The organism is Pseudomonas sp. GW821-FHT01E10, from assembly GCF_059422365.1.
In genome coordinates this window covers 256,272-269,999 of sequence record NZ_JBWKWT010000003.1, presented here as the reverse complement: position 1 = coordinate 269,999, position 13,728 = coordinate 256,272, and the positions used below count along the sequence as shown (strand labels likewise).

Annotated in this window: 11 protein-coding genes; all 11 read right to left on the bottom strand. The window is 59.3% G+C overall.

Annotated elements, in window-relative coordinates:
• Window positions 1-106 precede the first annotated feature (106 nt).
• Window positions 107-952 carry a 3-deoxy-8-phosphooctulonate synthase gene (gene kdsA, locus AC07V0_RS07700; protein ID WP_015093773.1) on the bottom strand — a complete coding sequence of 282 codons (846 nt, stop codon included), beginning with the start codon at window positions 950-952 and terminating at the stop codon, window positions 107-109.
• A gap of 5 nt (window positions 953-957) precedes the next feature.
• The gene (gene pyrG / locus AC07V0_RS07695) at window positions 958-2,589 is read right to left on the bottom strand and encodes a CTP synthase (RefSeq protein WP_026286489.1); all 1,632 of its coding nucleotides are present in this window, start codon (window positions 2,587-2,589) and stop codon (window positions 958-960) included.
• Window positions 2,590-2,863: 274 nt separating this feature from the next.
• Complete coding sequence (gene tilS, locus AC07V0_RS07690) at window positions 2,864-4,192, bottom strand: tRNA lysidine(34) synthetase TilS (RefSeq protein WP_086944760.1); 1,329 nt, start codon at window positions 4,190-4,192, stop codon at window positions 2,864-2,866.
• Between the two features lie 150 nt (window positions 4,193-4,342).
• Window positions 4,343-5,290, bottom strand: coding sequence for an acetyl-CoA carboxylase carboxyltransferase subunit alpha (locus AC07V0_RS07685; protein ID WP_018927007.1), 948 nt, complete (start codon window positions 5,288-5,290; stop codon window positions 4,343-4,345).
• Window positions 5,291-5,440: 150 nt separating this feature from the next.
• On the bottom strand, window positions 5,441-8,962 hold the full coding sequence (dnaE, locus tag AC07V0_RS07680) for a DNA polymerase III subunit alpha (protein WP_018927008.1): 3,522 nt from the start codon (window positions 8,960-8,962) through the stop codon (window positions 5,441-5,443).
• An 82-nt stretch (window positions 8,963-9,044) separates the two neighbouring features.
• Entirely contained in the window at window positions 9,045-9,686 is a 642-nt protein-coding gene (gene rnhB / locus AC07V0_RS07675; protein WP_018927009.1) for a ribonuclease HII, read from the bottom strand.
• Window positions 9,686-10,813 carry a lipid-A-disaccharide synthase gene (gene lpxB / locus AC07V0_RS07670; protein WP_064620046.1) on the bottom strand — a complete coding sequence of 376 codons (1,128 nt, stop codon included), beginning with the start codon at window positions 10,811-10,813 and terminating at the stop codon, window positions 9,686-9,688. Before lpxB ends, rnhB begins: the two co-directional genes overlap by 1 nt.
• A 2-nt stretch (window positions 10,814-10,815) precedes the next feature.
• Complete coding sequence (gene lpxA / locus AC07V0_RS07665) at window positions 10,816-11,592, bottom strand: acyl-ACP--UDP-N-acetylglucosamine O-acyltransferase (RefSeq protein WP_018927011.1); 777 nt, start codon at window positions 11,590-11,592, stop codon at window positions 10,816-10,818.
• Window positions 11,589-12,029 (bottom strand): 3-hydroxyacyl-ACP dehydratase FabZ, encoded by a 441-nt coding sequence (gene fabZ, locus AC07V0_RS07660; RefSeq protein ID WP_007940511.1) that lies wholly within the window; start codon window positions 12,027-12,029, stop codon window positions 11,589-11,591. The genes lpxA and fabZ overlap by 4 nt, the downstream gene beginning before the upstream one ends.
• A 109-nt stretch (window positions 12,030-12,138) precedes the next feature.
• Window positions 12,139-13,194, bottom strand: a complete 1,056-nt coding sequence (lpxD, locus tag AC07V0_RS07655; RefSeq protein ID WP_018927012.1) for a UDP-3-O-(3-hydroxymyristoyl)glucosamine N-acyltransferase — start codon at window positions 13,192-13,194, stop codon at window positions 12,139-12,141.
• Window positions 13,195-13,197: 3 nt separating this feature from the next.
• Complete coding sequence (locus tag AC07V0_RS07650; protein ID WP_007940508.1) at window positions 13,198-13,701, bottom strand: OmpH/Skp family outer membrane protein; 504 nt, start codon at window positions 13,699-13,701, stop codon at window positions 13,198-13,200.
• Window positions 13,702-13,728: the final 27 nt, after the last annotated feature.

Sequence of the window (13,728 nt, the reverse complement as noted above, 5' to 3'; positions counted from 1 at the left end):
TTATCGTCGGCAAGTGACAGACAGCGGGCAGGCTTGCGGACGATAAGGCTCAAGCCCGAGGGCCTGAGCATTTAAACTGTGCGGTACTTTACCGGAGAATTGAGGTTTACGCGGTTTCTACCGTCGGAAAACTCTTCACCAGTTCGTCCAGTGCTTTGAGCTGGGCCAGGAATGGCTCCAGTTTGTCCAGACGCAGGGCGCAAGGGCCGTCGCATTTGGCGTTGTCCGGGTCCGGGTGGGCTTCGAGGAACAGCCCGGCCAGCGACTGGCTCATGCCGGCCTTGGCCAGGTCAGTGACCTGGGCACGACGACCACCGGCGGAATCGGAGCGACCGCCGGGCATTTGCAACGCGTGGGTCACGTCGAAGAACACCGGATATTCGAACTGCTTCATGATGCCGAAGCCGAGCATGTCGACCACGAGATTGTTGTAGCCGAAGCTCGAACCACGCTCGCAGAGAATCAACTGATCGTTACCGGCTTCCACGCACTTGTTCAGGATGTGTTTCATTTCCTGAGGCGCGAGGAACTGGGCTTTCTTGATGTTGATCACCGCGCCGGTCTTGGCCATCGCGACCACGAGGTCGGTCTGGCGCGACAGGAAGGCCGGCAACTGGATGATGTCGCAGACTTCAGCGACGACCGCGGCCTGATCAGGCTCGTGGACGTCGGTGATGATCGGTACGCCAAAGGCTTGCTTGATGTCCTGGAAAATCCGCATGCCCTCTTCCAGCCCGGGGCCACGGTAAGAGGTCACAGAAGAACGGTTCGCCTTGTCGAAACTGGCCTTGAACACGTAAGGGATACCGAGTTTTTCGGTGACCTTTACGTACTCTTCGCAGACCTGCATCGCCATGTCACGGCTTTCCAGCACGTTCATGCCACCGAACAGCACCATTGGCTTGTCGTTGGCAATCTCGATATCGCCTACGCGGATGATCTTCTGCGCCATCAGGATTACGCCTTCTTCTGGTGTTGAGCCAAAGCGGCTTTAACGAAACCGCTGAACAACGGGTGACCGTCGCGTGGCGTCGAGGTGAACTCTGGGTGGAACTGGCAAGCGACGAACCATGGGTGATCCGGTGCTTCAACCACTTCAACCAGCGCGCCATCACCGGAACGACCGGAGATTTTCAGGCCGGCCTCGATGATTTGCGGCAGCAGGTTGTTGTTCACTTCGTAGCGATGACGGTGACGCTCGACGATCACATCCTTGGCGTAGCAATCGTGCACCAGGGAACCTGGCTCAAGCAGGCAGTCCTGAGCGCCAAGGCGCATGGTGCCACCCAGATCGGACGATTCGGTACGGATTTCGACGGCGCCGGTGGCATCTTCCCACTCGGTGATCAGACCCACCACCGGGTGACCGCTGGTACGATCGAACTCAGTGGAGTTGGCATCTTTCCAGCCCATTACGTTACGAGCGAACTCGATAACGGCCACTTGCATGCCCAGGCAGATACCCAGGTATGGAACCTTGTTTTCGCGAGCGTATTGAACGGCAGTGATCTTGCCTTCAACACCACGCAGACCGAAGCCGCCCGGTACCAGAATCGCGTCGACGCCTTCCAGCAGCGCGGTGCCCTGGTTTTCGATGTCTTCGGAATCGATGTAGCGCAGGTTGACCTTGGTGCGGTTGCTGATGCCGGCGTGACTCATCGCTTCGATCAGCGACTTGTAGGCGTCCAGCAGTTCCATGTACTTGCCGACCATGGCGATGGTGACTTCGTGTTCCGGGTTCAGCTTGGCATCAACCACCGCTTCCCACTCGGACAGATCGGCGCTGTCGCATTGCAGGCCGAAACGCTCGACGACGAAATCATCCAGGCCCTGGGAGTGCAGAATGCCCGGGATCTTGTAGATGGTGTCAGCGTCTTCCAGCGCAATCACCGCACGCTCTTCAACGTTGGTGAACTGCGCGATCTTGCGACGCGAAGAAATGTCGATCGGGTGATCGGAGCGGCACACCAGCACGTCAGGCTGCAGGCCAATGGAACGCAGTTCCTTGACCGAGTGCTGGGTTGGCTTGGTTTTGGTTTCGCCGGCAGTGGCGATGTACGGCACCAGTGTCAGGTGCATCAGCATCGCGCGCTTGGCGCCGACTTCGAAACGCAATTGACGGATCGCCTCGAGGAACGGTTGCGACTCGATGTCACCCACGGTGCCACCGATCTCGACCATGGCCACGTCGGCATCGCCAGCGCCCTTGATGATCCGGCGCTTGATTTCGTCGGTGATGTGCGGGATCACCTGAATGGTTGCGCCCAGGTAATCACCACGGCGCTCTTTGCGCAGGACGTGTTCGTAGACACGGCCAGTGGTGAAGTTGTTGTTCTGGGTCATGGTCGTGCGGATGAACCGCTCGTAGTGGCCCAGGTCCAGGTCGGTCTCGGCGCCGTCGTGGGTGACGAACACTTCACCGTGCTGGAACGGGCTCATGGTGCCCGGGTCAACGTTGATGTACGGGTCCAGCTTCAGCATGGTGACCTTAAGTCCCCGCGCCTCCAGGATGGCCGCCAATGAAGCCGAGGCAATGCCTTTCCCCAATGAAGAAACAACACCGCCCGTGACGAATATGTAGCGCGTCATGAAAAACCCTAGAAGTCTGCGTTAAAGCGGTCCGAGCCGCCGGGGAAAGCGAAGGAAGGCCGAAGCCCCCGATCACCTGCATTAATCACAGTGCACCTTTCAAAAAAACCGCCGCGTTGGGACAGACCGGAAGATGAAACACCGGTAGGTTGCTCGCTACACATTTTTTGGAATCGCCCAGCAAAGACTGCTTGGTAATCGGCAACTGCTGCGATTCAGGCGAATCCACAGAAGTTGTATCAAGAAGGGAGCGTAGTCTACCGGAAAGCCCCTTTCAGCTCAAACCTTGATCTTCGATCGGCGGCTGCCAATGCAAATACCAGCCACTGCGCTCACTGCCATTCAGCCCCCGCAGGTTCGCCACCGCCAGCAATTGCTGGCCCCTGTAGACCAGCGGCAATCTGCCACGGGCGAAGCCCGGCACGCCCCTTTCGTTGAGCAAACGCTTCAAGTCACGGTGACCGCGATCGGGCAAATTCATGACTTCGCCGCCCTCACGATAGCGGATCTGCAACGGGCCATCGGGGATCTGGCCGGTGAGTGTGAGCACGCCATTATCCGGTAACGCCAGCAATACCGCGGGGTCAGCCCAGGACACCGGGGATGGCGGAGTGCGCAACCATCCACCTGACAACCACCAGAGACGCCCACCAGCGCGATGCAGTTCGCCCGCCGCCAATCGCCAGACCGGACGCGCATCGCCAGTCGCATCGCGCAAATCCTGCCAACCCGACCAATGGTCACTGTCCGGCAAAGACGTCAGCGGTTTGAGCCAATGACTCAGCGCATTGCGCTGGCGTGCATCAGAGAGCTTTTCCAGGGGCGCCAGCTCCAGCGACGGCAACCCCAGCCAATCGAAATCACTGTCGGTGCCGGCCTGGGCCAGATCAATTTGCGCCAGATCGTCGAGCAACCCCTGCGCCTCACTCAGATGCGCAGCGCTGCGAGCCATGGTCGCCACTGCTTGCGGCCAGCGCGCGGTCAACACGGGAAACACCTGATGACGCAGGTAATTGCGCGAGAACTGCCGGTCCTGATTCGACGGATCTTCGATCCAGTTCAGCTGATATTCAGTGGCGTAGGCCTCAAGCTCGGCGCGAGTGACATCAAGCAGTGGTCGCAGCAGATGCCCACACCCCAAAGGACGCTCACTCGGCATCCCCGACAAACCTCTCACCCCTGCCCCGCGCATCAGCCGAAACAACAGGGTTTCCGCTTGATCGTCACGGTGCTGACCTGTGAGCAGTACTTCACCGGCGTGAGTCGCCGCGATGAAGGCGCCGTAACGCGCATCCCGCGCCGCACGCTCGAGGCTCGCGCCGCGCTCAACCTGAACACGCACAACCTCCAGCGGTACACCCAACGCATCACAGACCGACTGACAATGTTCCGGCCACGCATCAGCCGCAGCCTGCAGGCCGTGGTGGACGTGAATGGCGGTCAACGCCGGCAAGGATTCGGTTTTTGCGAGGTGTGCGAGAACGTGCAGCAGGACGGTGGAATCGAGACCACCGGAGAAGGCGATGCGCCAGGTTATGGCGTTACGCCACGGAACCAGCCCATGGAGAAGCCTGGCTGGCAGATCAATCTTCTTAGGGCTCATAGACGTCAGTCGCTTCACATAGACCCATTGTGGGAGCGAGCCTGCTCGCGAAGGCTGCTTAACATTCAACATATTTGTTGATTGTTATACCGCAATCGCGAGCAGACGAACGTCGCCCGGCTCTTCCCACAAGGCTAAAGCGCGATCAGATCAGAGACCGTAGCTCATCAGACGCTCGTAACGACGGGCCAGCAGCGCGTCGTTGTCGAACTTCTTCAACATCGCCAGTTGCGAGCTCAGCTCGGCGCGGATCGAGGCAGCGGCAGCCGCCGGATCACGATGAGCGCCGCCCAACGGCTCGCCGATCACTTTATCGACGATGCCCAGGCCCTTCAGACGCTCGGCAGTGATGCCCATCGCTTCAGCGGCATCCGGGGCTTTCTCGGAAGTTTTCCACAGAATCGAGGCGCAACCTTCCGGCGAAATCACCGCGTAGGTCGAATATTGCAGCATGTTCAGCTGATCGCAGACGCCAATGGCCAGCGCACCACCGGAACCACCCTCACCGATCACGGTGGCGATGATTGGGGTTTTCAGGCGAGCCATGACGCGCAGGTTCCAGGCAATCGCTTCGCTCTGGTTGCGCTCTTCGGCGTCGATGCCAGGGTAAGCGCCCGGGGTGTCGATGAAGGTCAGGATCGGCATTTTGAAACGCTCGGCCATTTCCATCAGGCGGCACGCCTTGCGGTAGCCCTCAGGGCGCGGCATGCCGAAGTTGCGGCGAACCTTCTCGCGCACTTCGCGACCTTTCTGGTGACCGATAACCATCACCGGTTGGTCGTCCAGACGGGCAACACCGCCAACGATGGCAGCGTCGTCGGAGAAGTGACGGTCGCCGTGCAACTCATCGAACTCGGTGAAGATGTGTTCGATGTAGTCCAGGGTGTACGGACGTTTCGGGTGACGCGCCAGACGCGCGATCTGCCAGCTGGTCAGCTTGCCGAAGATATCTTCGGTCAGCGTGCTGCTCTTGTCCTGTAGGCGGGAGATCTCATCGCCGATATTCAGCGAATTGTCATTACCGACCAAGCGCAACTCTTCGATCTTGGCTTGCAGGTCGGCGATCGGCTGTTCGAAATCTAGAAAATTCGGGTTCATAGGCGTCCGTCTAGGGTCGCGTCCAAGAGAGCTTGGGCCGGCCGGTTGTCTATTCGCGCCCTACCTTAAGGGACAGGCGCGTTCAGGTCGAGATTAAAAATTCGGGTCGGGATCAGGCGCGTTCCCATGGTAAGGAATGGCGCCTGACCGTCAACGGTATTGGAGGAAGACGTTGTCTCGCCCGAACTGGTCACGCAGGGCTTGAATCAAGGCATCCGCCGGGTCGATCCGCCAGGTCTCGCCAAACTGCAACAAGGCCTTCGCATCGGGGCTGGTGTAGTCCATGGTGATCGGGCACGCACCGCGATGACGCTTCAACAACTCGCCCAACCAGCGTAGCTGATCGCCCTTGAGATCCTTTGCATGCAACTTCAGGCGCAGGCTTTCGGCCAGGTTGGTGCGCGCATCTTCCATGCTCATCACCCGCTTGACCCGCAACCGCAGGCCACCGGAGAAGTCGTCGTTGCTGACTTCGCCTTCGACCACCACCATCGCATCGGTCTGCAACAACGACTGTGCGGAATGGAACGCATCGGCGAACAACGAGGCTTCGATCCGCCCGGAGCGGTCGTCGAGGGTGATGAAGCCCATCTTGTCGCCCTTTTTGTTCTTCATCACTCGCAGGGCGATGATCATGCCCGCGACCGTTTGCGTGTCGCGAGCCGGCTTCAGGTCGATGATGCGCTGACGGGCGAAGCGACGGATCTCGCCCTCGTATTCGTCGATCGGGTGGCCGGTGAGGTACAGGCCCAAGGTATCTTTCTCGCCTTTCAGGCGTTCCTTGAGGGTCAGCTCCTTGGCCTTGCGGTGATTGGCGTAGACGTCGGCATCTTCTTCAACGAACAGACCGCCAAACAGATCGGCATGCCCACTGTCGTGGGTACGAGCGGTTTGTTCGGCCGCCTTGATCGCCTCTTCCATGGCCGTCAACAACACCGCGCGGTTGCGGTCGATGTTGGCCTGATAGGCTTTCTGCTCATCGTGGAAATACGGGCCTAGGCGGTCCAGGGCACCACTGCGGATCAAGCCGTCGAGGGTGCGTTTGTTGATACGCTTGAGGTCGACCCGCGCGCAAAAATCGAACAGGTCCTTGAACGGCCCGTCTTGCCGCGCCTCGGTAATCGCTTCGACCGGGCCTTCGCCCACGCCCTTGATCGCGCCCAGACCGTAAATGATGCGGCCTTCGTCGTTCACCGTGAACTTGAACTCCGAGGTGTTCACGTCTGGCGCGTCGAGGCGCAGCTTCATGGTCCGCACTTCTTCGATCAAGGTCACGACCTTGTCGGTGTTGTGCATATCCGCCGACAGTACCGCGGCCATGAACGGCGCCGGATAGTGGGCTTTCAGCCACGCGGTCTGGTACGACACCAGGCCGTAGGCAGCGGAGTGGGATTTGTTGAAACCGTAACCGGCGAATTTTTCTACCAGGTCGAAAATGTTACCGGCAAGGTCAGCGTCGATATTGTTGGTGGCGCAACCTTCAATGAAACCGCCGCGCTGCTTGGCCATTTCTTCGGGTTTTTTCTTACCCATGGCTCGACGCAGCATGTCCGCGCCGCCGAGGGTGTAACCGGCCATGACCTGGGCAATCTGCATCACCTGTTCCTGATACAGGATGATGCCGTAAGTCGGCGCCAATACCGGCTTGAGGCCGTCGTACTGGTAGTCCGAGTGCGGGTACGCGAGTTCGGCGCGACCGTGCTTACGGTTGATGAAGTCGTCCACCATGCCCGATTGCAGCGGGCCCGGACGGAACAGGGCCACCAGTGCGATCAAGTCTTCCAGGCAGTCGGGCTTGAGCTTTTTGATCAGCTCTTTCATGCCGCGCGATTCGAGCTGGAACACCGCGGTGGTTTCGGCTTTTTGCAGCAGCGTGTAAGTCGGCTTGTCATCCAGCGGGATGAACGCGATGTCCAGCGGCGGTTCGTTGACCTTGGCGCGGTCGCGGTTGATGGTTTTCAGCGCCCAGTCGATGATCGTCAGGGTCCGAAGCCCCAGGAAGTCGAACTTCACCAGACCGGCAGCCTCAACGTCATCCTTGTCGAACTGGGTTACCAGACCGTCGCCCGCTTCGTCGCAATAGATCGGCGAGAAGTCGGTCAGCTTGGTCGGCGCAATCACCACGCCACCGGCGTGTTTACCGACGTTACGCACAACGCCTTCGAGCTTGCGCGCCATTTCCCAGATTTCCGCGGCTTCTTCATCGACCTTGATGAAGTCGCGCAGGATTTCTTCCTGTTCGTAGGCTTTTTCCAGGGTCATGCCGACTTCGAACGGAATCATCTTCGACAGACGATCCGCCAGTCCGTAGGACTTGCCCTGCACCCGCGCCACGTCACGGACCACAGCCTTGGCCGCCATGGAACCGAAGGTGATGATCTGGCTTACCGCGTTACGGCCGTATTTCTCGGCCACGTAATCGATCACGCGGTCGCGACCGTCCATGCAGAAGTCGACGTCGAAGTCGGGCATGGAAACCCGTTCCGGGTTAAGGAAACGTTCGAACAGCAGGTCATATTCCAGCGGGTCAAGGTCAGTGATCTTCTGCACATAGGCCACCAGCGACCCGGCACCCGACCCACGGCCAGGCCCCACCGGTACGCCGTTGTTCTTGGCCCACTGGATAAAGTCCATCACGATCAGGAAGTAACCGGGGAAGCCCATCTGGATAATGATATCCAGCTCGAAATTCAGCCGGTCGACATAGACTTGGCGCTTGGCTTCGTAGTCTTCGGTGGTGTCCTTGGGCAGCAGAACGCTGAGGCGTTCTTCCAGACCGTCGAAGGAAACCTTGCGGAAATATTCGTCGATGGTCATGCCATCGGGAATCGGGAAGTTGGGCAGGAAGTGCTTGCCCAGCTTCACTTCGATGTTGCAGCGCTTGGCGATCTCGACTGTGTTCTCCAGCGCCTCAGGCAGGTCGCTGAACAGCTCGGCCATTTCCTCGGCGCTTTTGAGGTATTGCTGATCGCTGTAATTCTTCGAACGCCGCGGATCGTCGAGGGCGCGGCCTTCACCGATGCAAACGCGGGTTTCGTGGGCTTCGAAGTCTTCCTGCTTGATGAAGCGCACGTCGTTGGTCGCCACCAGCGGCGCGCCGATTTTCTCGGCCAGGGCCACGGCGCCGTGCAGTTGTTCTTCGTCGTTGGGGCGGTTGGTGCGCTGGACTTCCAGATAGAAACGATCCGGGAACACCGCCATCCACTCGCGAGCCAGGGTTTCGGCTTCGTCCGGGTTGCCGCCGAGCATCGCCAGGCCGATTTCGCCCTCTTTCGCCGCCGACAGCATGATCAAGCCTTCGCTGGCTTCGGCCACCCACTCGCGCTCGATGATGATCGAACCATTGCGCTGGCCGTCGATGAAACCACGGGAGATCAGTTCGGTGAGGTTGCGATAACCTGTGGCGTTCATCGCCAGCAGGCTGATCCGGCTCAAGGGGTTGTCCGGATCCTTGTTCGACAGCCACAGGTCGGCGCCACAAATCGGCTTGATCCCGGCGCCCATGGCGGCTTTATAGAATTTGACCAGGGAACACATGTTGTTCTGGTCAGTGACCGCCACGGCAGGCATGTTCATGCCGACCAGGGTCTTGACCAGCGGTTTGATCCGCACCAGACCGTCGACCAGGGAATATTCAGTGTGCAGGCGTAGATGAACGAATGAAGCCGGCATAGTGATCCTGTCTAGAAACTAGAAACGTGAAGACAACAAGGCCCGGATTGTACCGGGCCTTGAGTAAAACATCAGCCTGCGACTAACCCTCGATCAGGTTTTCCCGCGCTTCATACGCCAGGCGTACCGGGGCGAACGAGCGGCGGTGAATCGGTGTCGGCCCCAGACGCGTCAGCGCCTCCAGATGAACGGGCGTCGGGTAGCCTTTGTGGCCACCGATGCCGTAACCCGGGTAAATCAGTTCGAACGCCGCCATTTCACGATCACGGCTGACCTTGGCCAGAATTGACGCCGCAGCGATGGCCGGCACTTTGCTGTCGCCTTGCACCACCGCTTCGGCGCGCATCGAGAGTTTCGGGCAACGGTTGCCGTCGATCATCGCCAGCTTCGGCTGAATGTGCAGGCCTTCGACCGCGCGCTGCATGGCCAGCATGGTGGCATGAAGGATGTTCAACTCGTCAATTTCTTCGACTTCGGCGCGAGCAATGCACCAGCTCAGGGCTTTTTCGCAGATTTCGTCGTAGAGTTTTTCACGGCGGGCTTCGGTGAGTTTCTTCGAATCGTTGAGGCCGAGAATCGGCCGGCTCGGATCAAGGATCACCGCGGCGGTCACCACGGCACCGCACAGCGGGCCGCGACCGACTTCATCGACACCTGCCACCAGATCTTCAACTTCATCGACCAGCATAAAATCCAGGCCCAGCTGCTTGCTTGCTTTGCTCATTATGCTCTGCCAATCAGGTTCAGTACCGCGTCCGCTGCCTGATTGGAGGCGTCCAGTCGCAGGGTTCGGTGGATTTCGTCAAAGCCTCGGGTCTGCTCCTCGCCACCTTCGATCAGCGGCGACAGAGTCTGGGCCAGGGCTTCGACTGTCGCATCGTCCTGCAACAACTCTGGCACCAGCAGGCGCTGGGCCAGCAAATTCGGCAACGAGACGTAGGGACTCTTCACCATCCGTTTGAGAATCCAGAACGTCAGCGGTGCCAGGCGATAAGCGACCACCATCGGCCGCTTGTACAGCAATGCTTCCAGGGTCGCGGTGCCCGAAGCGATCAACACCGCGTCGCACGCCGCCAGCGCCAGATGGGATTTGCCGTCGAGCAAGGTCAGCGGCAGATCGCGACCAGCCAGCAACTCTTCCAACTGGGCCCGGCGCTCCGGACTGGCGCACGGCATGACGAATCGCACGCCCGGACGCATGGCCCGCAGGCGCTGGGCGGTGTCGAGGAACAACGCACCGAGGCGCCCGACTTCACCGCCACGACTACCCGGCATCAGGGCAACCAACGGCCCTTCCGGCAAACCGAGTTCGGCCCGCGCGGCGGTGCGATCGGCCTCAAGCGGGATCGCATCGGCCAGGGAATGCCCGACAAACCGTACCGGCACGCCCTTCTCTTCATAAAATTTAGCTTCGAACGGGAACAGCGTCAGCATCAGGTCGCAACCTTCGCGAATCTTCAGCACCCGCTTCTGTCGCCAGGCCCAGACCGACGGGCTGACGTAATGCACGGTCTTGATCCCGGCCTGACGCAGCTTGAGTTCGATATTGAGGTTGAAGTCCGGGGCATCGATACCGATGAACACGTCCGGCTTCGCGGCGATCAGGTCCGCAACCAGTTTCTTGCGACGGGCCAACAGCTCGCGCAAACGGCCCAGCACTTCCACCAGCCCCATGACAGAAAGGCGTTCCATCGGGAAATACGAGGTCAGGCCTTCGGCCTGCATCAGCGGACCGCCGACACCAATGAACTCGACCGCCGGATGCTGTGCCTTGAGCGCACGCATGAGACCCGCACCCAGAATGTCACCGGAAGCCTCACCCGCCACCAGCGCAATACGCAGATTGGCCATGATTAGCGGGTGATGCCGCGGGTCGAAGACTGGATGGAATCACGGAACACCGCGACTTCCGGGAACTGCAGCGAGGGTTCGGCCAGCTCGGCGAGCGCTTGCTCGACTGTCAGGCCCTGGCGGTAAACCACCTTGTAGGCACGACGCAGCGCGTGGATCGCCTCTTCGCTGAAGCCGCGACGGCGCATGCCTTCGAAGTTCATGCTGCGAGCTTCAGCGGGGTTGCCGAATACCGTGACGTACGCAGGAACGTCTTTGCCAATGGCAGTGCCCATGCCGGAAAAGCTGTGGGCGCCGATGTGGCAATACTGGTGAACCAGAGTGAAGCCGGACAGGATCGCCCAGTCTTCAACGTGCACATGCCCTGCCAACGCGGTGTTGTTGACCAGGATGCAATGATTGCCGATAACGCTGTCGTGACCGATGTGGGCATAGGCCATGATCAGATTGTGATCGCCCAGGGTCGTTTCCGAACGGTCCTGAATGGTCCCGCGGTGAATCGTCACGCCTTCACGGATGACGTTGTGGTCACCGATGACCAGACGGGTTTCCTCGCCCTTGTATTTCAGATCGGGCGTGTCCTCACCTACCGAAGAAAACTGGTAGATGCGGTTGTGCTTACCGATTCGGGTCGGGCCCTTGAGAATCACATGCGGCCCGATCACTGTCCCCTCGCCGATTTCCACACCTGCGCCGACAATCGACCAAGGGCCGACTTCGACGTCGTCGGCCAGGATGGCCGTCGGATCGATGATTGCGCGAGGGTCAATCAAACTCATAGTTTGCGTTCCGCACAGATGATTTCAGCGGAGCAGACTGGCTTGCCATCGACCGAAGCCTGGCATTCGAACTTCCAGATCTGACGCTTGCAACTGATGAACTTGGCTTCAAGGATCAATTGATCGCCCGGCAGCACCGGCTGACGGAAGCGCAGTTTGTCGGAGCCGACGAAGTAGTAAAGCGTGCCATCGGCCGGTTTCACGTCGAGCATTTTGAAACCAAGGATCCCGGCAGCCTGAGCCATCGCTTCGATGATCAGTACACCCGGCATGATTGGATGCGCAGGGAAGTGACCATTGAAGAACGGCTCGTTGATGCTGACATTCTTGTAGGCGCGAATGCGCTTGCCTTCCACATCCAGATCCACCACCCGGTCCACCAGCAGGAACGGGTAACGGTGAGGCAGGTATTCGCGAATCTCGTTGATGTCCATCATTTCGGGGGGAAGCCTATGTAAAGATTGGGAGCGCGCGACTGACGCGCACTCCTCTAGCAAATCAAGGGAGGCAGTCTAGCGGCTGTGCACACTTGATATGGAAATGGTATCAGCCATCTGATGAAGCATTACCGTCAGGGGTCACGTCCCCTACACGCTTTTCCAGCTGTCGCAGACGTCGCGCGATGTCATCGAGCTGACGGATACGTGCCGCGCTTTTGCGCCATTCGGCTGCCGGTTGCATCGCCGTACCGGAAGAATAGGAGCCCGGCTCGGTAATCGAGTGGGTCACCATGGTCATCCCGGTCAGGAAAACGTTGTCGCAAATGTCGATATGCCCCACCAGCCCTACGCCACCGGCGAGCATGCAATGCTTGCCGATTTTGGTGCTGCCGGAAATTCCCACGCACGCGGCCATGGCCGTGTGGTCACCAACCTGGACGTTGTGGGCAATCTGAATCTGATTGTCGAGCTTCACACCATTACCAATGACGGTATCGGCCAGCGCGCCACGATCGATAGCGGTATTAACGCCTATTTCCACGTCGTCTCCGATCGAGACGCCGCCGATCTGGGCAATTTTCTGCCAGATACCTTTCTCGTTGGCAAAACCGAAGCCTTCACCACCGAGCACGGCACCGGATTGAATCACCACCCGTTTGCCGATGCGCACGTCGTGATACAGCGTGACGCGCGGGGCCAACCAGCCGCCCTCGCCAATTTCGCAGCGTGCACCGATGAAGCAATGCGCACCAACGGTCACACCGGCGCCAATGCGCGCTGCACTTTCGATGACCGCAAAGGCACCGATGCTCGCCGCAGGATCGACCACCGCATCCGCTGCCACTACCGCTGTCGGATGAATACCGGCCGGCGCCTTGGGCTTGGGATCGAACAGGTGGGAAATGCGCGCATAAGACAGATATGGATCAGCCACCACCAGCGCATCACCGACAAAACCTTCAGCGTCAGCGGCCTTCAGCAGCACGGCTGCGGCCTGACTGTCAGCCAGGTATTTACGGTATTGAGGATTTGCCAGAAAGCTCAACTGAGCTGGGCCAGCCTCTTGCAAAGTGGCCAGCCCAGTAATTTCTTTCTCCGGGTCGCCACGTAAGGTGGCGCCGAGGAACTCGGCCAACTGGCCGAGCTTTATAGTCGCTGTCATGGGTTACTTCAGCTGATTCATGCGCTCGATAACCTGGCGAGTGATGTCGTACTGAGGCTTGACATCAATCACTGCGCCACGCTCGAAGACCAGGTCATAAGCACCTTTCTTGATGACTTCTTCCACAGCGCTGTCCAGTTTCGGCTTGAGCTGCTTCAGCATTTCACGGTCGGCAACGGCTTTGGCTTCGTTCAGCTCCTTGGACTGGAACTGGAAATCACGGGCCTTTTGCTTGAACTCGAGCTCCAGACGTTCACGCTCGCCTTGCTGCATCTTGTCGCCACCGGCCATCAGACGGTCCTGGATACCCTTGGCGCTGCTTTCCAGGCTCTTGAGCTTGGTCAGTTGCGGGCCGAATTTTTTCTCGGCATCCACGGCGTATTTCTTCGCCGCATCGGATTCCAGCAGTGCCATCTGATAGTTCAGAACGGCGATTTTCATGTCGGCAAAAGCCGGACCTGCAACCAGCACGGTCGCCAGGAGAACCAATTGAGTCAACTTACGCACGATGCACTCCTACAAAATCCATTGTCA

Coding starts and splice junctions, on each gene's coding strand:
- kdsA (WP_015093773.1), bottom strand. CDS start 952: ATGGCGCAGAAGATCATCCGCGTAGGCGATATCGAGATTGCCAACGAC.
- lpxD (WP_018927012.1), bottom strand. CDS start 13,194: ATGACAGCGACTATAAAGCTCGGCCAGTTGGCCGAGTTCCTCGGCGCC.
- tilS (WP_086944760.1), bottom strand. CDS start 4,192: ATGAGCCCTAAGAAGATTGATCTGCCAGCCAGGCTTCTCCATGGGCTG.
- AC07V0_RS07685 (WP_018927007.1), bottom strand. CDS start 5,290: ATGAACCCGAATTTTCTAGATTTCGAACAGCCGATCGCCGACCTGCAA.
- lpxA (WP_018927011.1), bottom strand. CDS start 11,592: ATGAGTTTGATTGACCCTCGCGCAATCATCGATCCGACGGCCATCCTG.
- lpxB (WP_064620046.1), bottom strand. CDS start 10,813: ATGGCCAATCTGCGTATTGCGCTGGTGGCGGGTGAGGCTTCCGGTGAC.
- fabZ (WP_007940511.1), bottom strand. CDS start 12,029: ATGATGGACATCAACGAGATTCGCGAATACCTGCCTCACCGTTACCCG.
- pyrG (WP_026286489.1), bottom strand. CDS start 2,589: ATGACGCGCTACATATTCGTCACGGGCGGTGTTGTTTCTTCATTGGGG.
- dnaE (WP_018927008.1), bottom strand. CDS start 8,962: ATGCCGGCTTCATTCGTTCATCTACGCCTGCACACTGAATATTCCCTG.
- rnhB (WP_018927009.1), bottom strand. CDS start 9,686: ATGAGCAAAGCAAGCAAGCAGCTGGGCCTGGATTTTATGCTGGTCGAT.